At 53.2% G+C, this 23570-nt stretch carries 19 protein-coding genes; all 19 read left to right on the top strand.

What is annotated here, in order from left to right; genetic code table 11:
* Positions 1–97 precede the first annotated feature (97 nt).
* Positions 98–1030, top strand: a complete 933-nt coding sequence (locus tag JNUCC32_RS16365; RefSeq protein ID WP_009590847.1) for an ABC transporter permease — start codon at positions 98–100, stop codon at positions 1028–1030.
* A gap of 2 nt (positions 1031–1032) precedes the next feature.
* Complete coding sequence (locus tag JNUCC32_RS16360) at positions 1033–1983, top strand: ABC transporter permease (protein ID WP_009590830.1); 951 nt, start codon at positions 1033–1035, stop codon at positions 1981–1983.
* Between the two features lie 13 nt (positions 1984–1996).
* Positions 1997–2992, top strand: a complete 996-nt coding sequence (locus tag JNUCC32_RS16355; protein ID WP_192569220.1) for an ABC transporter ATP-binding protein — start codon at positions 1997–1999, stop codon at positions 2990–2992.
* Positions 2989–3927 carry an ABC transporter ATP-binding protein gene (locus JNUCC32_RS16350; RefSeq protein WP_009590843.1) on the top strand — a complete coding sequence of 313 codons (939 nt, stop codon included), beginning with the start codon at positions 2989–2991 and terminating at the stop codon, positions 3925–3927. Before JNUCC32_RS16355 ends, JNUCC32_RS16350 begins: the two co-directional genes overlap by 4 nt.
* A gap of 188 nt (positions 3928–4115) precedes the next feature.
* Entirely contained in the window at positions 4116–5747 is a 1632-nt protein-coding gene (bshC, locus tag JNUCC32_RS16345) for a bacillithiol biosynthesis cysteine-adding enzyme BshC (RefSeq protein WP_192569219.1), read from the top strand.
* 40 nt (positions 5748–5787) lie between these two features.
* Positions 5788–7056, top strand: coding sequence for an adenosylhomocysteinase (locus tag JNUCC32_RS16340; RefSeq protein ID WP_192569218.1), 1269 nt, complete (start codon positions 5788–5790; stop codon positions 7054–7056).
* A 207-nt stretch (positions 7057–7263) separates the two neighbouring features.
* On the top strand, positions 7264–7701 hold the full coding sequence (mraZ, locus tag JNUCC32_RS16335) for a division/cell wall cluster transcriptional repressor MraZ (protein WP_192569217.1): 438 nt from the start codon (positions 7264–7266) through the stop codon (positions 7699–7701).
* Between the two features lie 79 nt (positions 7702–7780).
* Entirely contained in the window at positions 7781–8734 is a 954-nt protein-coding gene (rsmH, locus tag JNUCC32_RS16330; RefSeq protein ID WP_036666015.1) for a 16S rRNA (cytosine(1402)-N(4))-methyltransferase RsmH, read from the top strand.
* A gap of 33 nt (positions 8735–8767) precedes the next feature.
* Positions 8768–9181 carry a cell division protein FtsL gene (locus tag JNUCC32_RS16325; protein WP_192569216.1) on the top strand — a complete coding sequence of 138 codons (414 nt, stop codon included), beginning with the start codon at positions 8768–8770 and terminating at the stop codon, positions 9179–9181.
* Between the two features lie 18 nt (positions 9182–9199).
* Positions 9200–11506 (top strand): penicillin-binding transpeptidase domain-containing protein, encoded by a 2307-nt coding sequence (locus tag JNUCC32_RS16320; protein ID WP_192569215.1) that lies wholly within the window; start codon positions 9200–9202, stop codon positions 11504–11506.
* 86 nt (positions 11507–11592) lie between these two features.
* Entirely contained in the window at positions 11593–13536 is a 1944-nt protein-coding gene (locus JNUCC32_RS16315; RefSeq protein ID WP_192569214.1) for a stage V sporulation protein D, read from the top strand.
* 61 nt (positions 13537–13597) lie between these two features.
* Positions 13598–15082 (top strand): UDP-N-acetylmuramoyl-L-alanyl-D-glutamate--2,6-diaminopimelate ligase, encoded by a 1485-nt coding sequence (locus JNUCC32_RS16310; RefSeq protein ID WP_096773070.1) that lies wholly within the window; start codon positions 13598–13600, stop codon positions 15080–15082.
* Positions 15082–16503 carry a UDP-N-acetylmuramoyl-tripeptide--D-alanyl-D-alanine ligase gene (locus tag JNUCC32_RS16305; protein WP_096773071.1) on the top strand — a complete coding sequence of 474 codons (1422 nt, stop codon included), beginning with the start codon at positions 15082–15084 and terminating at the stop codon, positions 16501–16503. The genes JNUCC32_RS16310 and JNUCC32_RS16305 overlap by 1 nt, the downstream gene beginning before the upstream one ends.
* Before the next feature lie 4 nt (positions 16504–16507).
* Positions 16508–17473 (top strand): phospho-N-acetylmuramoyl-pentapeptide-transferase, encoded by a 966-nt coding sequence (gene mraY / locus JNUCC32_RS16300; RefSeq protein WP_009590845.1) that lies wholly within the window; start codon positions 16508–16510, stop codon positions 17471–17473.
* A 3-nt stretch (positions 17474–17476) separates the two neighbouring features.
* Complete coding sequence (gene murD, locus JNUCC32_RS16295; RefSeq protein ID WP_096773072.1) at positions 17477–18910, top strand: UDP-N-acetylmuramoyl-L-alanine--D-glutamate ligase; 1434 nt, start codon at positions 17477–17479, stop codon at positions 18908–18910.
* Positions 18911–18959: 49 nt separating this feature from the next.
* Entirely contained in the window at positions 18960–20057 is a 1098-nt protein-coding gene (spoVE, locus tag JNUCC32_RS16290; RefSeq protein WP_009589659.1) for a stage V sporulation protein E, read from the top strand.
* 5 nt (positions 20058–20062) lie between these two features.
* Positions 20063–21172 carry an undecaprenyldiphospho-muramoylpentapeptide beta-N-acetylglucosaminyltransferase gene (gene murG, locus JNUCC32_RS16285; protein ID WP_192569213.1) on the top strand — a complete coding sequence of 370 codons (1110 nt, stop codon included), beginning with the start codon at positions 20063–20065 and terminating at the stop codon, positions 21170–21172.
* A gap of 157 nt (positions 21173–21329) precedes the next feature.
* The gene (gene murB, locus JNUCC32_RS16280) at positions 21330–22235 is read left to right on the top strand and encodes a UDP-N-acetylmuramate dehydrogenase (protein ID WP_192569212.1); all 906 of its coding nucleotides are present in this window, start codon (positions 21330–21332) and stop codon (positions 22233–22235) included.
* A gap of 16 nt (positions 22236–22251) precedes the next feature.
* Positions 22252–23535 (top strand): UDP-N-acetylglucosamine 1-carboxyvinyltransferase, encoded by a 1284-nt coding sequence (gene murA, locus JNUCC32_RS16275; RefSeq protein ID WP_009589613.1) that lies wholly within the window; start codon positions 22252–22254, stop codon positions 23533–23535.
* Positions 23536–23570: the final 35 nt, after the last annotated feature.

Here is a 23570-nt window from a genome sequence, read left to right as displayed (position 1 = left end):
GTCCGTTGGTGAAAGTTAAGGGATGCTCAATCCGCCCTGGAATTATACAATTATAGGGACGGCTTGGTTTAGAACAACTGATCAGGAGGCTAGCGAAATGCTGAGGTATGTGGCGAGTAAGTTTTTTTATATGCTTGTATCGTTGTTCATACTGATCTCAGCCACTTTTTTTCTTATGAAAGCCATACCGGGCGATCCGTTTATGGGAGAGAAAAAGCCATCGCCTGAAATTCTGGCGAGGCTGATGGAGCAGTATGATTTGGATAAACCGGTATTTCAGCAGTATACGAAATACTTGGGCAATATCATCCAGGGTGACTTTGGCTTGTCCATGAAGAAACAGGGACAATCCGTAACAGATATTATTGTTGACACGTTCGGCCCGTCACTGCGTCTGGGTCTTATCGCGATTGTGGTATCCGTCATCGTGGGCGTCCTGCTGGGGATGCTTGCGGCTTTGTATCACCGCAAGCTGATTGACAACATCGCCATGATTATCTCGGTTCTGGGCATCGCGGTACCGAGTTTTGTACTCGCGTCCTTGTTGCAATTCGTTCTCGCGGAGAAAGCAGGCATATTCAACGTCATGGGCTTTGAGGGACCGCTGGACTACGTGCTTCCGGTCATGGCGCTGTCTGCACAACCGATTGCATTTATCGCTCGTTTGACAAGATCCAGCATGCTGGAAGTTTTGCATTCGGATTATATCAAGACGGCGAAGGCCAAAGGCCTTAACTGGTTCGCGATTATGTTCCGTCATGTGATCCGTAACGGTATTCTGCCGGTCGTGACTTATGTCGGTCCAATGACAGCGAATATTATCACGGGTTCGGTCGTCATTGAACAGATTTTCGGTATCGGCGGCATAGGCAAGCAGTTTGTTGAAAGTATCACGAACCGTGATTATACCGTCATCATGGGAATTACGATTTTCTACGGCATCCTGCTGATGCTGGCTCGTTTTGTCACGGACATCGTGTATGTATTTGTGGATCCACGCATTAAATTGACCGGCGGGAAGGAGAGGTAGACATGGAGAAAGAACAGCGTATGCCTCATCCTGCGGCACTAAACTTGAAGCCTGAAGATTTTCAGAAGATTGGTCCTGATGAGAAGCAATCCGAGGTAATACAGCGTGAAAGCTTATCTTCCTGGAGAGATTCCTGGGAGAGATTGCGCAAGAACAAGCTGGCAATGACAGGCTTGATTATTATGATCCTGATTGTCATCATGGCCATCATCGGCCCGATGATCTCTAAATATGATTATGAAACGAATGATTTGATGAATACGAATATGCCGCCTTCATCAGAACATTGGTTTGGAACCGACGATCTGGGCCGCGACGTCTTTGTTCGTACCTGGATGGGAGCTCGGATATCCTTGACCGTTGGTCTTGCAGCAGCTGCGATTGACTTGATGATTGGCGTAATATATGGCGGCATCATGGGTTATTTCGGTGGCCGCGTCGATGAGTTCATGAATAAGTTTGCGGAAATTTTGTATTCCATTCCGTACCTGCTCGTTACGATCTTGCTGTTGGTTGTATTCGAACCAAGTTTAGGCACGATCATACTCGCCTTAACCATCACGGGGTGGATTAACATGTCCTGGATCGTGCGGGGCGAGATCATGCAGCTGAAGAGCAGAGAGTATGTGCTCGCTTCACGCTCGATGGGTGCGGGAACTGCCCGCCTGCTGTTCCGGCATTTGATTCCGAATGCGATGGGCCCGATCATCGTTACCTTGACCTTGTCGGTTCCAAGCGCAATCTTTGCCGAGGCTTTCCTGAGTTTCCTTGGTCTTGGCGTTCAAGCACCGGTTGCATCATGGGGCTCCATGATTAATGATGCCTTGTCCGGATGGATGTATTATCCATGGCGGATGTTGTTCCCTGCTCTATTTATCAGCTTGACGATGTTGGCATTTAACATTTTCGGTGATGGATTGCGTGACGCGCTGGATCCGAAATTGAAAAAATAGGAGGTGGGAAGGTATGGAACCGATCTTGCAGGTGAAGGACCTCAACGTATCGTTTCGTGTTCGCGGCGGTGAAGTAAAGGCAGTCCGCGGCATGAATTTTGAAGTCGGCAAGGGGGAGACGGTTGCCATCGTCGGTGAGTCCGGAAGCGGTAAAAGTGTTACCGCCCAGACCATTATGCGATTGATTCCGTCCCCGCCCTCAGAAATAAAAAAAGGAGAGGTCATTTTCCAAGGACAAGACCTTCTCAAAAAAACGAACAAACAGATGGAAGCGATTCGCGGCAAGGATATCGGGATGATCTTCCAGGATCCGATGACTTCGCTCAATCCAACCATTAAAATAGGAAAACAAATCACGGAAGTGCTGGTCAAGCACCAAGGGATGTCATTCTCGGAAGCCAAAAAACATGCCATCGAAATGCTGAAGCTGGTGGGCATCAAAAACGCGGAAGAGCGCTTCAACCAGTATCCGCATGAATTCTCCGGCGGTATGCGCCAACGCGCGATGATCGCGATCGCCCTTGCATGTAAGCCGACCCTGCTGATCGCGGATGAACCGACGACTGCCCTTGACGTTACCATTCAGGCGCAGATTATGGACGTGATGAAGGAGATGCAGGAGCGTTTGGGCACATCCATCATTCTGATCACCCATGATCTCGGCGTTGTTGCCGGCATGTGCGACCGCGTGATCGTCATGTATGCGGGCGAAGTGGTGGAAACGGGAACGAAATGGGAGATTTTCAAAAATCCGCAGCATCCTTATACCAAAGGCTTGCTTCGTTCCATGCCGCGCCTGGATCAGAAGAAGGACGAACCTCTGATTCCGATTATCGGAACACCGCCGGATCTGATTAAACCACCGTTAGGCTGCCCGTTCGCCGCCCGCTGCGACGAAGCTATGCGAATTTGTGAACGGGTGGATCCGGGCGCAACGGAATTCAGCGACACGCACATCGCGCGCTGCTGGAATCTGCACCCGATGGCGAAGGAGGCGCAGGGCTCATGAAGGATAACCATTTGATTGAGGTAAAAGGCCTGAAGAAGTATTTCAACGTTGGCAAAGGTCAAGTGCTTAAGGCGGTTGACGACCTGAATTTCTTCATTCGCGAAGGCGAAACGCTTGGTATGGTGGGTGAGTCCGGCTGCGGCAAGTCAACCGCAGGACGGACGATTCTTCGCCTCTATGAACCTACGGCCGGGAGCGTTAATTTTAACGGAACGGACATTTACAAGCTGTCCCCTGGCAAGATGAAGGCGATGCGCCGCGATATGCAGATGATTTTCCAGGATCCGTATGCCTCGCTGAATCCAAGATTCACGGTGTCGGACATTATCGGCGAAGCCTTGGATATTCACGGAATGGCAGGCAGCCGCGCCGAACGCAAGAAGCGGATTGAGGAGCTGCTGGATATGGTCGGCTTGAACAGCGACCACGCGACGCGTTACCCTCACGAATTCTCGGGCGGTCAGCGTCAACGGATCGGGATTGCCCGCGCCCTTGCGGTAAACCCTAAATTCATCATTTGTGACGAGCCGATCTCGGCGCTTGACGTTTCGATTCAGGCGCAGGTTGTCAATTTGTTGAAAGATCTGCAGGATCGGCTTGGTTTGACTTATCTCTTCATTGCGCATGACCTGTCCATGGTTAAGCATATCAGCGACCGGGTAGCGGTGATGTATTTGGGCAAAATGGTGGAGCTGGCAGACAGCGAGGAACTGTATGCGAACCCGATCCATCCGTACACGAAAACCCTGCTGTCCGCGATTCCGATTCCGGATCCTGAAATTGAGGCAAACAAAAAGCGCCTCAAGCTGGAAGACGATTCGCAGGGGCCGATTTCGGCAGCCAAAGGCGAAGACGGAACGGTTCAGCTGGACGTGAAGGATTCGGAGCTGGTCGAAGTGTCCAAAGGACACTGGGTTGCCAAAGCCTACGCTTAAGTCATCCATACCTGCTAATAGGAAGCTGCTTCAAGAATAGCCGCTGGCATCGTGCCGGCGGCTATTCTTTTCCTTTGACGCACAATGCCAACATTCGGTACAATCAAGAAAGGCAAAAAATAAAGAAACAAATTTACCTGCATGCACAATCTAGATTTGGTTGCGACGTAGAATAGGAGGCATACCTCATGAATATCGTTCCGGAACCATTATCCCTCGCTTCGCGTCTCGCCCATGATTATATTCACCATTTCGACCGGGTAAGCGGGTTCTACGGTGAAGATCACCGCGGCGAGCACGGCTATGCCGAGCGGGTACAATGGCTGGATCTTTCGGAAGACAAACGAATTCAGCGCAAGTCGCTGGCAGCATGTCTTCGGACGTATAACCAGAAACACAATGATCACCCCGCCGTACATAAATCACTTCAACTGCTGGAACAGCCCGGAACTGTTACCATGGTTGGTGGACAGCAAAGCGGTTTGTTTACCGGCCCCCTGCTTGTCATATATAAAGCCATCACCGTGATTCAGGCTGCCCGCGAAGCGGAGGAACGCTTGAATCGTCCCGTTGTGCCTGTATTTTGGATCGCCGGAGAGGACCATGACTGGGATGAAGTCAATCACACGTATTTCCTGACTCCGGATCAGCAGCTGTCCAAAATCAAGCTGGATGCCAAGGACGGGCTCAGGACATCGGTGAGTTATACCGATGTTCCTGAAGAGGACTGGTCGATGATGCTGGCAGAGCTTCAGACGCAGCTGGCGGACAGCGAATACAAGGCAGACCTGCTGAAGCTTGCGTCTCAATCGTTTGACGGCTCGGCCGGATTAAGCGAGGCATTCGCTAAACTCATCGGCTGCATGTTCGGCAAATATGGACTGATCCTCCTGGATTCCGCAGACCCGGGACTTCGGGCGCTGGAAGTACCCATATTCGAATCGCTGATTACCCGCAACGAGACACTGGGACTTTCGTACCAGCAGGCTGCAAGGGATATCGACGGACTGGGCTACGAGGTCCAGGCCGACGTATCCGAGAACGGGGCCAATCTGTTCTACTTGCATGAAGGCAGACGCCTGCTGCTGTACCGGGAAGGAGGCGTGTTCTCCGACCGCAAGGGCATCGTTTCTCTCACGGAGGAAGAATTGCTTCGGGATTTGCATCAGTTTCCTGAGCGCTTCAGCAATAACGTGCTGACCCGGCCGATCATGCAGGACTCGCTGCTCCCCGTGCTGGGGACGATACTCGGTCCCGGCGAAATCTCTTACTGGGCGATTACGCGCTATGCATTTGCCGATATGGGCTTGCAGATGCCGCTAATCATCCCGAGAATGTCTTTCTCCATTGTGGACGGCGCCGTCCACAAGCTGATGGAGAAATACGGATTGTCCTTCGAGGATGTTCAGCTTCGCTTGTCCGAGAAGCGCGAGGCTTGGCTGGCAAGCAAGGACGAACTGAATCTGGAGGAACGCTTCAGCGAAACCCGGAAACAATTCGAAGCATTATATCAACCTTTAATAGAAGATCTTGGCAAAATGCAGAGCGGACTGTTAAAATTAGGTCTAACCAATAAGGATAAAATTTTGGAGCAAATGGATTACCTGTTAAGTAAATCCCGGAATGCCCTGGAACAGCAGCATGAGGCCGCCTTGGCGCAGTGGAAGCGCATCGAGCAGACGCTGCTCCCGGATGGGAAGCCTCAGGAGCGGGTATACAACATACTGGAATACATGAATCGTTACGGATTGAATCTGGTGGATCGCCTGATGGAAATCCCATACGATGCTTCGGGCATGCACCGCGTCGTTTACGTATAATGATCAGGAATTCAAACATCAGATCCTAGGAGGCTGTTAAATGAGCTCATCATCAATACAAACCAGCAATATTGCCGACCTGAAACTGGCGCCGGAAGGTCATCTCAAAATTGATTGGGTGCAGGCGCACATGCCGGTATTGAACCGGGTACGCGAACAATTCGAGAAAGAACAACCGTTCAAAGGCTTGAAAGTGGCCATCTCGCTGCATCTGGAAGCGAAGACCGCGTATCTGGCGAAGGTCATCCAAGCCGGCGGAGCCGAAGTGACGATTACCGGCAGCAATCCGCTGTCTACGCAGGATGATGTATGCGCGGCGTTGGTGGAAGACGGAATTACGGTGTTTGCCAAGTACAACCCGGATCCGGAGGAATACAAGCAGCACCTCATCTCGACGCTGGAAACGAGACCGGATCTGATCATCGATGATGGCGGAGATCTCGTAACGATCCTTCACTCCGAGCGCACGGATCTGCTAGAAGGAGTGCGAGGCGGCGCCGAAGAGACAACGACGGGCATTCTGCGCCTGAAATCGCTGGAGAAAGAGGGCGCTCTGAAATTCCCGATGGTTGCCGTGAATGACGCGTACTGCAAATACTTATTCGATAACCGTTACGGTACGGGGCAATCGGTCTGGGACGGAATTAACCGAACGACCAACCTGGTGGTTGCAGGCAAAACGGTCGTTGTCGTCGGCTATGGCTGGTGCGGCAAAGGCGTGGCGATGCGCGCCAAGGGTCTCGGCGCCAACGTCATCGTGACCGAGATTGATCCGATCAAGGCGGTTGAGGCTTACATGGACGGCTTCCACGTTATGCCGATGCGCGAAGCGGCTAAACGGGGAGACTTTTTCGTAACCGTCACGGGCAACCGCGACGTCATTAGCGGAGAAGACTTTGATGTCATGAAGGATGGCGCCATTTTGTCCAATGCCGGGCACTTCGATGTGGAAGTCAACAAACCGGATCTGTCGGAGCGATCCCAATCGGTTCGGACGGTTCGCCGCAATATCGAAGAATACCATTTGAAGGACGGCCGTAAGATCTACTTGCTTGCAGAAGGCCGTTTGGTGAATCTGGCGGCAGGGGACGGACATCCGGCAGAAATCATGGATATGACGTTTGCGCTTCAGGCCTTGTCGCTCAAACACGTGAATGATCAGTACAAGAGCATCGGCAACCGCGTCGTGAATGTTCCGTACGAGCTGGATCAACAGGTTGCATTATATAAACTGGAAAGTCTAGGTATCCATATCGACAGCCTGAGCGCTGAGCAGAAATCCTACTTGGACAGCTGGGCCCAGCATTAAACCGCAGCAGCTTCAGATCATTTGCAGACCTCCTTTCCATCCCCCGACGGGATGAAAGGAGGTTTTTTGCGCGGTTGTTCTGAGAGAAAGTTCCAAAAAAACAAATGCAGCTCAGAAGGGATTTGATTCTTGACGCCGAATCTATTATCCTAAAGTGGTGGAAAGTGGTGCAAAGTGGGGAATCGGGGTTAAGGAGTGGAATGCCTGATGTTTATGGGGGAGTTTCAGCATAGCATCGACGATAAGGGGAGAATCATCATCCCCGCTAAATTTCGCGACCTCCTGGGCACCTCGTTTATCGTAACCCGCGGATTGGACAATTGCCTCTTTGTATACCCCAAAGAAGAATGGGCCATCATGGAGCAGAAGCTCAAATCCCTACCGCTCATGAAGTCGGATGCACGCGCATTCACCCGGTTTTTTTTCTCCGGAGCGACGGAATGTGAATGGGATAAACAGGGAAGGGTAAATTTGCCGGGCAATTTGCGCGAGTTCGCCAAGCTCGAGAAGGAATGCGTCGTCATCGGCGTATCGAGCCGCGTGGAGATCTGGAGCAAGGAGCAATGGCAGAATTACTATCAGCAGTCGGAGGAAGCGTTCAACGACATTGCTGAGAAGCTGGTAGACTTTGATTTTGACTTATGACCAGCTATGAAAATCCCGTAATCGAAATGGACAAGTTACACTAAAAATCATGTAAGAGACACAATGGAGGGCTGCAGCTTTGTTCCATCACATCACAGTGCTTAAGCAAGAAGCGACAGAAGGGCTGCGCATCAAACCAGACGGTATATATGTTGACTGTACGCTCGGGGGGGCGGGGCACAGCTCGCTCATTGCTTCCCAACTAAGTTCGGAAGGCCGGTTGATCGCTTTGGATCAAGACGACTGGGCATTGAATAACGCCCGGGAGGCCATGAAGCCTTATGCGGACCGGATCACCCTCGTTAAGACCAATTTTCGCGATTTGGAGGAGGTGCTCCGACGCGAAGTGGGGGCTGGCGAGAACGGGCAGCCGCAAGTTGACGGTATACTGTTCGATTTGGGCGTATCTTCTCCGCAATTTGATGAAGGGGAGAGAGGGTTTAGCTACAATCATGATGCCCCGCTGGATATGCGGATGGATCAATCCGCCGAGCTTACAGCAGCCAAGATTGTAAACGAATGGCCGGAACAGGAAATCGCGCGGATATTGTACCAATACGGCGAAGAGAAGTTTTCAAGGCGGATTGCCAAGGTCATCGTTGAAAGAAGGGCACAGAGTCCTATTCAGACAACCGGAGAGCTTGTCGAAATGATTAAGGAAGGGATACCGGCCGCGGCTCGAAGAACGGGCGGCCACCCGGCGAAGCGAAGCTTTCAAGCATTTCGCATCGCGGTAAACGATGAGCTGGGCGCTTTCGAGGATGCGCTTCATCAAGCCGTAAGATGTCTAGCACCGGGAGGAAGGGTCTCTGTTATTACCTTCCACTCGCTCGAAGACCGGATATGCAAGCAGATTTTTAACAGTTACATTCCCAAGTGCACGTGCCCTCCAGACTTTCCGATGTGCGTATGCGGAGGCGGCCAAGGCGATCTGAAGCTGGTAAACCGTAAACCGCTTATCCCGTCGGCGGAAGAAATTGAGAGTAATCCAAGGGCGCGTTCGGCGAAGCTGCGGATTGCGGAGAAACTGTAGAAACATCAAATCCCTGAAGAAGGAGAATCAGCCATGGCTTACACGCGCGGCAATTTAGCCGTACAGGAGAGACAGAAGGAAACGCAGCAGTCCGCTTATCTCGAGAAGACCAAAGTCGTTAAACGTCGTTCCCAGCTTCCGCAAAAAGAAAAGCTGCTGTATTTGTTGTCCGTGGTGTTCGTGGTTGCCGTCATGGGCGTCATCGGCATGAGTCATGTTCATTCCTATGACTTGAACCGGCAGATCCAGGCGACGGAGAATGAGATACTTAAAGCTAAACGAAACATCAGTCAACTTCAGGTAGAGAAGCAGACGCTGGAGATGCAGGTATTGGACAAGGCGAAAGAGCTCGGTTATGTGCCGATTGAGGACGATAACATGATCCATCTATCACCTGTCTCGGGAGCAACCGGGACACAGGATTCAGACTCGGGACAAAATGATTGAAGTGTGAGGTTTTGACCGATGATTAAAAAAATCAAACTGCGTACCGTGCTAATAGGGGGATGTATAACCCTCTTTTTTGCTTTATTGATTGGTCGGGTATTTTGGCTGCAGGTGATCGATAACGACTTCTGGAAGGAACAAGCCTTAGCGAAATGGTCCAGAACCCAGGACTTGCCGGCATCCCGCGGTACGATCATGGACCGGGACGGCGACATCCTGGCCATGGACGCCCCCGCCTTCACGGTCATAGTAAACCCTGCGGTCATCCAGGCTAACGGCCTGGAGGATGAGGTCGTTAAAGGGCTGCACGAAACCCTCGGCAAGGATGAGGATAAGCTTCGCGAAATGGTACAAGCCAAAGGCAAGGACGGGGAATACCTCAAGGGCGTGGAAGTCCGCAACGAAGGATGGAAGATCAGCCAAGAGAAGATGGAAGAGGTTAAAGCGTTCAGCCAAAGCTTGAATGATAAATTGAAGGCCGCAGGCAAAGTCCCCGATTCGGGCATCGGCTTTCAACGCGAGCAGAAACGCTTCTATCCCAAAGAGACATTGGCCGCGCATATGCTGGGTTATACCGATCGTCAAGGACAGGGGATCGGAGGCATTGAGCAGTTTTATGACGAGATGTTGAAGGGGACCGACGGATTCGCTTCTTACAAGAGCGACAAGAAGGGAGTCAAGCTGCCCAGCGAGGATGATTTATACCAGCCTGCAATAAATGGGAAAAATTTAGTACTGACGACCGACGATACAATCCAGTATTATATCGAGGAAGCGATGCGCGACACGTATAACCAATATAAACCAATCAGCATGACGGTGATCGCGGCGGATCCGAACACGATGGAAATACTGGGGATGGCCAACATGCCGACTTTTGATCCCAATACATATTCGAAGTGGAATCAAAAGAATTTTATCAACCATGCCGTGCGGTCCATCTATGAGCCGGGATCGACCTTCAAAATTGTAACCCTGGCCAGCGCAGTGCAGGAAAAGCTGTTTAACCCTGGTGATATCTATCAATCCGGATCCATCAGAGCGGGGGGAAGAACCCACCGGGACATTAACAGCGTAGGGTGGGGCCCGATCACCTACCTGGACGGCGTGAAAAAGTCGAGTAACGTTGCTTTTGTTAAACTCGGATACGAGATGCTCGGCAAGGAGCGGTTTACCAATTATATTCGGGAATTCGGTTTTACCGAGAAAACGAATATTGACCTGCCGGGGGAAATTCTCGGTACCTTGAACATGACCTATGATTCCGATATTTCAACCATGACCTACGGTTACGCCGTATCCGTAACGCCTATACAACAGATTGCGGCCATTTCCGCCGTTGCCAACGGCGGCAAGCTCATGGAGCCGCATATGGTGAAGGAGATCGAGGACCCCAACACGGGCGAGGTTCAGAAAATCGAGCCGAAAGTCGTGCGCCAGGTCATATCTCCCGAAGCCGCAAGAGAAACAGGGACTTACCTTGAGCAGGTCGTAGCCGACCAATTAAACGGCACAGGCAAGCTTGCGTATATCGACGGATACCGCGTTGCGGGCAAAACCGGTACCGCCATTAAATCCGGCGGCGGATATAAAGACCGTTCGAAACAGGTGGTTTCGTTCATCGGGTACGCACCCGTCGAAAACCCGAAGATTGCCGTGCTGGTTATTATCGACGAACCTAACGTGGAGAAGGGCGGCGGAACGCTGGCGGCACCGATTTTCAAAGAAATCGTCTCCAAGACATTGAATTATTGGGGCGTTCCCAAATCGACTGAAACTCAGGACAAAGAAAAATCGAATACGGGAACGGCGCCGAAGGATTCCCTTAAAGCACCGGACTTTACGGGAATGAAGCTCAGCGAAGTAAAGGCGAAGCTGTTGAAGGACGGAGTTGCGTTTGAGACATTGGGCAATGGAAGCACCGTGAAGGAGCAGTATCCGCCCGCAAATGCGACCATCAGCGTTGGACAGCGCATCTATCTTCTTACAGAGGACAGCCCATCGATGAAAATCCCGAATTTAGAAGGAGAATCGCTTAGGGACGCCATGGAGGTGCTCACCTTGATGAAAGTAAAGGTGAACGTTCAGGGCGAGGGTTTCGTTTCATCGCAATTGGAAGCCAAAGAGAATGGCCAGCGGATCGTGCAATTAACGCTGAAATCGGCTCAAGAGCTGATAACGGGGAGCAGCAGTACCGATGAAACCTCCTCCGATGGCAACGAAAATGCGAACGGGGAAGAAACCGGCGACAAAGAGACGGAAGGAACCCCCGATAACGAAGCAGATGCAAACGACCCTGGACAAGGCGATACAGAAGGGGAATAGCTTGTTCTAACCCGGGTTTGTCCCGAATACTCATGTGAAGAACGCATATCATGAGCTTTCGGGTTCAAACAGGGAGGGAAGCTTAGGTGAAAGTATCCAAGGTATCGCAGCGGAGAAGGCTGCTCTGGAGCCTGCTGCTGCTGCTCCTGCTGTTCTCTGCGCTGATCGTCAGACTGGCCTATGTGCAGATCGGGAAAGGCGCGGAGCTGTCGGCGAAGGCGGAGGACCTCTGGCGCCGCGACATTCCGTTCGCGGCACAACGTGGCGAAATTCTGGACCGTAACGGAACCGCATTGGTTACGAATATAACGACACCGACCATTTGGGCGATTCCTGTACAAATCAAAGATCCGGACCATACAGCCGAGACGTTGGCCGGGCTGATCAGCATGGACAAGGCCGATATCAAGAAGATCATTACGAAACGTTCGAGGTTGGAACGGATAAATCCCGGTGGACGAAAAATTACGATGGAGCTGGCTCAGGAAATTCGTGATTTGAAGCTGCCGGGTATCGTTGTTGCTGAGGATAACAAACGGTATTATCCCTACGGCGATCTCGCGGCCCATATTTTGGGGTTTACGGGAGCCTACAGCCAGGGACTCACCGGCCTGGAAGCCATGCATGACGACAAGCTGAAGGGCTTCGAAGGCGGAATATCCTATTTGTCCGATGCCGGCGGAAGAATCATGCCGGGCTCCTCGGAGAAATACGTAGAGCCCCGCGACGGTCTGAATCTGGAGCTGACGATCGATAAATCGATCCAGTCCATCATGGAGAGGGAGCTTGACCAGGCCATGGTGAAGTACCAGGCGAATGGAGCATGGTCGATTGCCATGAATCCGAAGACGGGCGAGATTTTGGCGATGGCCAGCAGGCCGGGGTACTCCCCTGCCAACTATCAGGAATTTTCAGCGGAGACATACAATCGCAACTTGCCGATCTGGATGACCTATGAGCCGGGCTCGACGTTCAAGATTATTACGCTTGCCGCTGCCCTCGAAGAGGACAAGGTCGATCTGAAGAACGACCATTTCTTCGACAGCGGGGCGGTAGAGGTCGGCGGAGCCAGGCTGCGCTGCTGGAAGAAAGGCGGCCATGGCAGTCAAACCTTCATGGAGGTTGTGCAGAACTCCTGCAACCCGGGCTTTGTGGCATTGGGCCAGAAGCTGGGCAAGGAAAGCCTGTTCCAGTATATCCGGGATTTCGGCTTTGGAGCGAAGACGGGCATCGATTTGAACGGGGAAGAGAACGGCATTCTGTTCAAGCCCGATAACGTTGGCCCTGTGGAGCTGGCCACAACGGCGTTTGGCCAAGGCGTATCGGTTACGCCGATCCAGCAGGTTGCGGCCGTGTCCGCCGCCATTAACGGCGGTAAGCTGTTCAAGCCGCACGTCGCCAAGGCTTGGGTCAATCCGGAGACGGGCGAGACGGTTGAGGAGATCAAACCGGAGCTCGTCAGACAAGTAATCTCGGAGGAAACCTCCAAGCAAGTGCGCGAGGCACTCGAAAGCGTCGTCGCCAAAGGAACCGGACGTCCGGCCTTCATCGACGGTTATCGTGTGGGAGGGAAGACCGGTACCGCCCAGAAGGTGATTAACGGCCGCTACTCGTCAACCGAGCATATCGTCTCCTTCATCGGATTCGCGCCAGCCGATGATCCGGAAATCGTGGTGTACACGGCGGTGGATAACCCGAAAGGCATACAGTTCGGCGGCGTCGTGGCAGCCCCGATCGTGCAGAATATCCTGGAGGATGCGCTGCACTATATGAACGTTCCGCCGCGCAAAGACCAGCTTGCCCGCGAATACAAGTACGGCGAGACGCCGACCGTGACCGTACCGAACCTGGTCGGTGCAACCGTTCAGGATCTGTATGAGGACTTGAATATGAACTTCATGCTGGCCAAGTCCGGAACCGGCAATACGGTGATTTCCCAGGCGCCGAAGCCGGGAAGCCGGGTGGAGCGAGGGTCCACCATTCGGATTTACATGGGTGAAGACCCGGGGGAATCCAAGCACGAACACTAAGGCATCATCCGGTCGGCAAGCGAAGGGCGGATGATGCAGATATATAGAGAGAGGGATAACAATGAACTTAAAGCAATTATCATCCGTATTGGCCGCTGCTGTTATCGAGGGATCCGGAGATGTTGAAATTACGGGGATAGAAACAGACTCCAGACAAGTAAAACCGGGGGATTTGTTCATTTGCCTGCCGGGCCATACGGTGGATGGACACCAGTTTGCAGCCCAGGCCGCCGACAAAGGCGCCGCGGCGCTGGTCGTTGAACGCAAGCTGGAGGTTGACCTCCCGCAGGTCATCGTGAAAGACAGCCGCTTCGCGATGGCGGGTTTGGCGAATGCCTTTTATCATCAGCCGAGCTCCCGCATGAAGATGATCGGCGTAACCGGTACGAACGGCAAGACAACGACAACGTATTTGATCGAGACGATCATGAACGATTTCGGGTTGAAAACCGGATTGATCGGCACGATTCAGATGAAATACGGCGGCCAGTCCTTCCCGATGCCGAGAACGACGCCCGAGGCGCTGGAGCTTCAGCGTTACTTGAACGATATGGCCAATGCAGGCACCGAGTGCTGCGTGATGGAGGTATCCTCGCATGCGCTCGAACAGGGGCGCGTGAAGGGAACGGATTTCCGGACGGCCATCTTCACGAATCTGACCCAGGACCATTTGGACTATCATCACACGATGGAAGAATACCGCGGCGCAAAAGGGTTATTTTTCTCCCGGCTGGGCAACGCTTTTGCCAAGGATGAATCCGCGCGCAAATATGCCGTCCTGAATGCGGATGACGATGCTTCGGCATATTTCGCCAAGCAGACCGCGGCGGAAGTGATTACCTACGGTTTGGGTGAAGATGCGGATGTGCGGGCGAGCAATATATCGATCACCGCGCAAGGCACCTCGTTCCATGTGGATACGTTCCGCGGCAGTGCGGACATTTCGATTCGAATGGTAGGGAAATTCAACGTATATAACGCCATGGCTGCGATCGCGGCAGCGCTCCTGGAAGGTGTGCCGCTCGAAGATATCAAGAACAGCCTGGAGTCCGTGCCCGGAGTCGATGGCCGCGTAGAGGTCGTGGATGAAGGCCAGCCGTATGCCGTGATCGTGGATTATGCCCATACGCCGGACGGACTTGAAAATGTGCTCCGCACCGTCAATGAATTCGCGGAAGGCCGGGTGCTCACCGTTTTCGGCTGCGGGGGCGACCGGGACCGGACCAAACGGCCGATCATGGGTAAAATCGCTGCGAAATACAGCGATGTTGTATTGGTAACTTCCGATAATCCCCGTACCGAGGATCCGGAGTTGATATTGAAGGATATCGAGGCCGGATTGGTTGAGGACGGTGTGGCAACCGAAAGCTACAAGCTCATCGTCGATCGCCGGAAAGCGATCGAAAAGGCTATTGAAATGGCAAGCCCGGGCGATGTAGTATTGATTGCGGGGAAAGGTCATGAGACCTATCAGCTGATTGCGGGCGAAGTGCTTGATTTTGACGACCGCATCGTAGCCAAAGACGCGATAAGGGGCAGACAATAGTGATCCATAAATCATTAAAGAGCATCGCCGACATGTGCGGCGGAACGCTCTCACGTAACCAAGATGACAACATCATCATTCAAGGAGTCGGTACCGACTCCCGAACCATACAGCCGGGCAACCTGTTTGTTCCGATTGTCGGCGAGAAGTTTGACGGGCATGAATTCGTGGAGAGCGTGCTCGCCGGCGGAGCCGGCGCGGCATTCTGGCAGAGGGATCATCAGCCGGTTCCCGCCGACCTTCCGCTCATTTTCGTGGAGGATACATTAAAGGCGCTCCAGTCGCTTGCGGCGGCCTATTTGTCCGAGAGCAGAGCCAAGGTGGTGGGCATAACCGGCAGCAACGGCAAAACCACCGTGAAGGACATGGTGTCGGCACTGCTTGAAACCACGTATAACGTTCACAAAACGCAAGGCAATTATAATAATCATATCGGGCTTCCGTTAACCGTACTGGCAATGAAGGAAGGCACCGACATTATCGTGCTTGAGATGGGTATGAGCGGACGACATGAGATCGAGCTGCTCTCGAATATAGCCCGTCCGGATTTAACCGTGATCACCAATGTCGGGGAAGCGCATTTGCTGCAGCTCGGTTCCCGGGAAGAAATCGCACGGGCCAAGCTTGAAATTATCAGCGGCATGAAGCCCGGCGGTTTGCTGATCTATCATGGGGACGAACCGCTGATCCGTCAGGTGCTTGCTGAAGAGGCAACGGTGAAGCCGGAGGGGCTGCGTACGTTTACGTTCGGAAATCAAGATACCAATGACGATTATCCGACGGGACTTATGTTCCATGCCAGAGGAATCATTTTTACTTCGAGCCGGCATGCAGGCGAAGGCTTCAGCCTGCCGCTCCTCGGCCGCCACAATGTGGTAAACGCCCTGGCAGCCATGGCCGTGGCGACCCATCTGGGCATCGGCGATGAAGCCATTCGCAGCGGGTTCGCCCGTCTGAAGCTGTCGAGCATGCGGATCGAAGCCGTAGAGACCGCGTTCGGGGTAACCGTGCTGAACGATGCCTACAATTCCAGCCCGACGGCGGTGAAGGCGGCTGTAGACGTGCTTGGCGATATGAAGGGTTACCGCCGCCGGATCGCCGTGCTCGGGGACATGCTGGAACTTGGTCAGCGGGAAGAGTCATTCCATGCCGAAATCGGAGAGTATTTATCTCCGGACAATGCGGATCTGGTATTCACCTACGGTCCGTTGTCTCTTCATACGGCGAATAAAGCGAAAGCCCGCTTCCCGGAAGGGGCCGTGCTTTCTTTTACGGATAAAGAAAAGCTGATCGAAGCCCTGCTGGAGCAGGTTACGGAGAAGGATATCGTATTGGTGAAAGCCTCGCGCGGCATGAGGCTGGAGCACGTGGTTGATGCCTTGAAGGCACTGCCGGGCAGCAACAACGGAGTGAGGGGGTGAGCTGATGGACTTTCAATTGCTGTTATTGACAATCGGTGTAGCGTTTGTGCTTGCGGTGATATCGGCTCCGCTGCTCATTCCGCTGCTGCGGCGTATGAAGTTCGGCCAGCAGGTCAGGAACGACGGTCCGCAGAGCCACTTGAAAAAAGCCGGGACGCCAACGATGGGCGGCGTCGTCATTCTTTTAGCTTTTACGCTGACTTATATTAAATTTTCGCCTGTCGATACCGATTTCTACGTGCTGATCGTAGCCACGCTCGGTTTCGGTTTGATCGGCTTTCTTGACGATTACATCAAGATCGTGTTTCGCAGATCATTAGGACTTACGGCCCGGCAGAAGCTGTTTGGACAGCTTCTGTTTTCCGGTATTATGTGCTGGCTGTTGATTTCCAACGGCCACAGCACGGCAATCAGCGTACCGGGCATGGATTGGTCCTTTGATTGGGGCCCATGGTTCTATTATCCGTTCATCGTGGTCATGATGCTTGCAATCAGCAACGCGGTCAATTTCACCGACGGATTGGACGGCCTGCTGTCCGGCGTCAGCGCGATTGCCTTTGGCGCCTATGCCATCGTCGCGATCCAGTCCACCTCGTTCGCGGCGGCGTTCTGCGCGGCTGCCATGATCGGCGCGGTGCTCGGTTTTCTGGTATTTAACGCTCATCCCGCGAAGGTGTTCATGGGTGATACGGGTTCTTTAGGCATCGGCGGTGCCATCGGCGCCATTGCCATCGTAACCAAGAGCGAGCTGCTGTTCCTGATCATTGGAGGGGTCTTCGTCATCGAGATGCTATCTGTTGTGCTTCAGGTGATCTCCTTCAAAACCCGGGGCAAACGAATATTCAAAATGAGCCCGATCCACCACCATTACGAATTGTCCGGGTGGTCGGAGTGGCGCGTTGTTTTTACATTTTGGGCCGTGGGACTGGTACTTGCGGGACTCGGACTCTATATCAACAAGGGGTTGTAACATATGAAGCAGCTAGATGTTTATCGGGATAAGCATATCGTCGTGTTGGGTCTTGCCAAAAGCGGAGTGCAGGTGGCCAAGGTGCTGCATCAAGCCGGCGCCTCCGTCATCGTGAATGATCGAAAGGAAAGAGAACAGTGTCCTGAAGCCTCGGAGCTCGAGGCTTTGGGTATTTCTGTTATTTGCGGCGGGCATCCCGATGACCTCATTCATCCCGGCGTGGCGCTCCTTGTCAAAAACCCGGGAATTCCGTATTCGGTTCCTCCTGTCCAAAAGGCGATCGAGCTTGAAATTCCGATCGTGACCGAAGTCGAAATCGCCTATCACCTCTGTGAAGCTCCCATAATCGGCATCACGGGCTCGAACGGCAAAACAACCACGACGACTTGGGTGGGCCAGCTGCTGGAAAACGCCGGCCTTTCTCCGATCGTTGCCGGCAATATCGGCACGCCCCTATCCGAGGCTGCAGCGACAGCCACCGAACATGACTGGATGGTCGTGGAGCTGAGCAGTTTTCAGCTAAAAGGAACGGAGGCGTTCCGGCCGCGCATTGCCTGTCTCCTCAACGTGACGGAAACGCATCTGGATTACCATGGCGGAATGGATGATTATGTGGCATCCAAAGCCAAGCTGTTTGCCAACCAGACTTCGGAGGATACCGCTGTGCTCAATTGGGATGATCCCGTGTGCAGAAACCTTGTCCCGTATATCAAGGCGCACATCGTGCCTTTTTCGATGAGCGAGAGCCTTCGTGAAGGGGTTCACATCACGCCGCCATATGCTCCCGGTGCCCAGGATTCGGACGACGACGATCAGGGGCGCAGAATCATTTATACAGACGGCGAAGGGTTTACCCATGAGATCATCCGTGTGGAGAACATCGGACTGCCGGGAAGATTCAATGTGGGGAACGCAATGGCGGCCTGTGCCATCGCCATAGCGGCGGGCGTTGCCCCCGATAAGCTGGAGGAAGCTTTGTCCAGCTTCCGCGGCGTTGAGCACCGCCTGGAATTTGTGGCGGAGCTTCAAGGCGTATCCTATTACAACAATTCCAAGGCAACCAACTCCAAGGCGACGCACATGGCTTTGACCTCGTTCAAGGAACCTGTCGTTTTGATCGCGGGGGGGCTTGACCGGGGATCGGATTACGAGGAGCTGATTCCATCCATGCAAGGGCGGGTGAAAGCGGTCGTGCTTCTTGGCGAAACCAGGGAGAAAATCGCGAACGCTGCCGCCAAGGCCGGATTAAAGGACATCATCCTCGTCGATAATGGGGAGGACGCCGCTTCGACATTGACCTCGGCTGTCCGGAAGGCTGCCGGGCTGGCGGAGAGCGGAGACATCGTTCTCCTGTCCCCCGCGTGCGCGAGCTGGGACATGTTTCCTTCCTATGAGACGCGAGGACGCATTTTTAAAGAGGCGGTGCATAACCTTTAAGTAGGGGGGTGGAAAAGCCCCTACTAAGGATGTACGAGGTGGCCTTTCCATGAACAAGAACCGCCAGGCGCCCGATCTGTGGCTGCTTATCTGTATTTTGGCCCTGCTGGCCATCGGAATCGTCATGGTATACAGTGCAGGCTCCGTCCTCGCTTTTCATGACTATGGCGATAAGTTTTATTTTGTGAAGCGTCAGCTGTTTTTTGCTTGTCTGGGGCTTGCTGCCATGTACTTCACATCGAGGATCGATTTTCGGGTTTGGAAGAAATACAGCAAGATTGCGCTGCTGGTCTGCTTTTTTTTGCTGATTATCGTACTAATTCCAGGCATCGGCGTTGTTCGCGGCGGAGCCAGAAGCTGGCTCGGCATCAGCTCGTTCGGCATTCAGCCCTCCGAGTTCATGAAGCTGGGCATGATTCTGTTTCTATCGCGCTGGCTTAGCAAGCAAGACTATGATATTACATCATTTACCAGGGGGCTGATGCCGCCGCTAGGTTTGATCGGACTGGCATTCGGGCTGATCATGCTCCAGCCTGATTTGGGTACGGGGGCCGTTATGCTGGGTGCTGCGATGATGATCGTATTTACGGCAGGAGCACGGATGAAGCATCTGGGCTTTCTCGCTTTAGGCGGGATAGCCGGATTCATAGGCTTGATTCTGACAGCGCCCTACCGGCTGAAGCGGATAACCGGCTTTCTCGATCCATGGTCCGATCCGCTCGGCGCAGGCTACCAGATCATCCAATCCCTCTATGCGATAGGGCCGGGCGGACTCGGCGGACTCGGACTAGGCATGAGCCGTCAGAAGTACGCTTATGTGCCCGAACCGCAGACTGATTTTATTTTTTCGATCCTGGCCGAAGAGCTGGGGTTCATCGGCGGCTTGATTGTACTGCTCTTGTTCGCCGCCTTGGTGTGGCGGGGCATGAGGGTGGCCATGACGGTCACCGACGGCTTTGGCAGTCTGCTGGCCGTAGGGATCGTAGGCATGGTCGCCATCCAGGTCGTCATCAATATCGGCGTCGTTATCGGTTTGATGCCGGTGACAGGGATTACGCTGCCGCTCATCAGTTACGGAGGCAGCTCGCTGACGCTGATGCTGACGGCGCTCGGCATTCTATTAAATATTTCCCGTTATGCGAGGTGAAGGGTATGCGTGTCGTTTTGACCGGCGGCGGAACGGGGGGGCATATTTACCCCGCCGTTGCCATAGCAAGACAATGTGAGAAGGAAGATCCGAAGACGGAGTTTTTATATATCGGAGGCGAGCGAGGCCTCGAAAGCAAGCTGGTGCCCCAAGAGAAGCTGCCGTTCGAGAGCATCGATATCACGGGGTTCCGGCGCAAGCTGTCGATGGACAACGTGAAAACGATCATGCGTTTTTTCAAAGGCGTGAAGCGATCGAAGGCCCTTCTGAAGGAGTTTAAGCCCGATGTCGTGATCGGGACGGGCGGATATGTGTGCGGCCCTGTCGTTTACGCCGCCGCCAAGCTGGGAATACCGACCATGATTCATGAGCAGAACGCGATTCCGGGCCTGACCAACCAATTCCTCAGCCGATATGCGGATACGGTTGCGGTCAGTTTTGAAGGAACGGAGTCTTCTTTTCCTAAAGCCAAAAGAACGGTATATACAGGAAATCCACGTGCGACAACGGTTTTATCCGCCAATCGTGAACGTGGATTTGCTACGCTCGGCATTCCGGTGGACAGCCAGGTCGTTCTGATCGTCGGCGGAAGCCGGGGAGCCAAGGCGATCAATAACGCGATGATCGGGATGGCGCCGTTCATTCACAAGCTGCCGAACGTCCATTTTGTATTTGTTACGGGCGAAACGTATTTCGAGAATACGCGGGAATCCATTCGGTCCCAGCTCGGCACCATGCCGAATCATCTTCATATTTTGCCCTATATTCATAATATGCCGGAAGTGCTTGCGGCTACTTCGCTGATCGTAAACCGTGCGGGAGCCTCATTCCTGGCGGAAATTACATCGCTTGGCATCCCATCCGTCCTTATACCATCACCTAACGTCACCAATAACCACCAGGAGGCGAATGCGAGGCAATTGGAGGAAGCGGGGGCATCCAGCATGATTTTGGAAAAGGACTTGACGGCTGAATCGCTGTTCCGAAAGCTTGAGGAGATCATGACCAACCGCTCTGCAAGAGAGTTGATGTCTGCGGCTTCGAAAGAGCTCGGCAAACCGGACTCGGCGGCCGTCATAACCCAAGAAATCCGCCGGTTAACCGGCAAACGCTAAAACGGCTGGGCGATTGTCACACACCTATGGAGCCTGACATAAGATACTCTATAATCGTGACACACCCATGAGGCCGGCATTACTGACAGCGGCCATCTCTTCATCCAGTTGAAGGAATGGCCTTTTGGTTTTGAAAGTCAAGGGAGGTTTATTTAAAATGCAGCAGTGGAAATCGCTACTATCAGAGGCCAATGTCGGAGCAGTGTTATGGAATGAACCGCTGGCAAAATATACGACATGGAAAATAGGCGGACCAGCCGATTGCCTGATTGTTCCTGAGAACAAGGAACAGCTCAAGGAACTGGTCACTCTTCTCCATGCCCATCACATACCTTGGACACAGCTGGGCCGCGGTTCAAACATGCTGGTTGCCGATAAAGGAATTCGGGGAGCGGTCATCAAGCTGGGCCAGGGTTTTGAGGAGCTTCGTTTTGACGGAGAGACGGTAACTGCAGGCGGCAGTCTGTCTTTTGTCAAACTTAGTGTTCTGGCCGGAAAACAAGGATTATCCGGGCTCGAATTTGCCGGAGGCATTCCTGGATCGGTCGGAGGGGCCGTCTACATGAATGCGGGTGCCCATGGGTCTGATGTGTCACGCATATTCAAGTCCGCTGACATTGTACTGGAAACAGGGGAATTGGTTACGTATGCTGCGAAAGATATGGTGTTTGATTACCGACACTCCATTCTGCATGAACGAAAAGGGATTGTGACTGAAGCGGTATTTGAGCTCCGTCAAGGAGACCGCAAGGAGATTACAGCCGTTATGGCCTCCTATAAGGACCGTCGCCGGCGTACGCAGCCACTCCAATCCGCAACGGCAGGCAGCGTATTTCGAAACCCGCCCGGCGACCATGCGGCGAGGTTGATCGAGGCTGCCGGTCTCAAGGGCCTGCGGATCGGAGGCGCGGAAGTTTCTTTACAGCATGCCAATTTCATCGAGAACACCGGTCAAGCGACAGCAGAGGACGTGCTCGCTTTGATGGAACGCATCAAGGAAACCATATCGGAGAAGAACGGAATTCAAATGGTTCCTGAGGTGTACGTTCTGGGCGAGCGGTAAACTCGGAGGTGATACATTGGACAAATTGGTGATTGAGGGCGGAAGGCCCCTATCAGGAACCATACGTATCCATGGAGCAAAAAATGCAGCTTTACCTATTCTAGCAGCAAGTCTTCTTGCAGAAGGGACTGTAAGATTAAGCAATGTCCCGCATCTGCTGGATATTGAAGTGATGCTCAGCATTCTCGGCCGTCTCGGCTCCAAATGCAAGCATGAGCTGGAGACGGTGACCGTGGATACCTCGTCGGCCAATTCGTTTCATGTCCCGGAAGATTTAATGAAGCAGATGCGATCCTCCATCTTTTTGATGGGACCTCTGCTGGCCCGTTTTGGCGAAGTGACGATCTACCAGCCCGGAGGCTGCGCGATCGGAGAACGCAAGATCGACCTCCATCTTAAAGGATTGCAGGCGCTTGGTGCGGAAATCGAGGAGAGCAACGATAAGATCCATTGCAGGGCCAGCCGTTTGATCGGAACCGATATTCATCTGGATTTTGCCAGCGTGGGGGCGACGGAGAATATCATGATGGCAGCTGCAACGGCGCTCGGCACGACGGTGCTCACCAATGCCGCGAGAGAGCCTGAAATTCAGGACCTTCAGCATTTCCTGAATAAAATGGGAGCGAACATTATCGGGGCAGGAACGGATACCATAACGATCCATGGCGTGGAGCGCCTGGAGCCTTGCGAGTATGAGATCATTCCGGACCGGATCGTAGCCGGAACTGTCATGATCGCAGCAGCGGTCACCCGCGGCAGCGTAACGCTTACAAAGACCAATCCGTCCCATTTAACTTCCCTTATACATGTGCTGAAGCGCGCCGGTGTTCAAACCAGTATATGCAATGATATAATAAATATAAGCTGCATGAGCCGTCCTAAAGCTGTGGAACGAATCGTGACTTCGCCGTATCCTTCTTTCCCGACTGATTTGCAATCCCAGGTCATGGTCTTGCTGTCCTTGGCGGACGGGTTTAGCGTGATGAAAGAGACGGTATTCGAAGGACGGTTCAAGCATGTGGAGGAACTCTCCCGCATGGGGGCGGACATTTCCACGGATCTGAACTATGCGTTCATACGCGGCGTTCAGAGAATTTACGGAGCCACCGTGGAAGCAACCGATCTTCGGGCTGGAGCGGCGCTCGTCATTGCCGGTTTGGCCGCGCAGGGAACGACCGTGGTGGAACAAGTTCACCATATTGATCGCGGTTATGATCGTATTGAAAACATGTTCCAAGGTTTAGGCGCACGGATCTATCGTCAGTCCCCGGTGCCAAAGCCGCTTGATTTAGCCAATTGAGGTCCTGAGCATCCCCTCCAGGAGGAGGGGATAAC

The sequence above is a fragment of the Paenibacillus sp. JNUCC32 genome (assembly GCF_014863545.1).
Classification (GTDB): domain Bacteria; phylum Bacillota; class Bacilli; order Paenibacillales; family Paenibacillaceae; genus Paenibacillus_AQ; species Paenibacillus_AQ lautus_A.
Note: the sequence above shows the minus strand (reverse complement) of the source record. Positions and strands in the feature narration are given on the sequence as shown.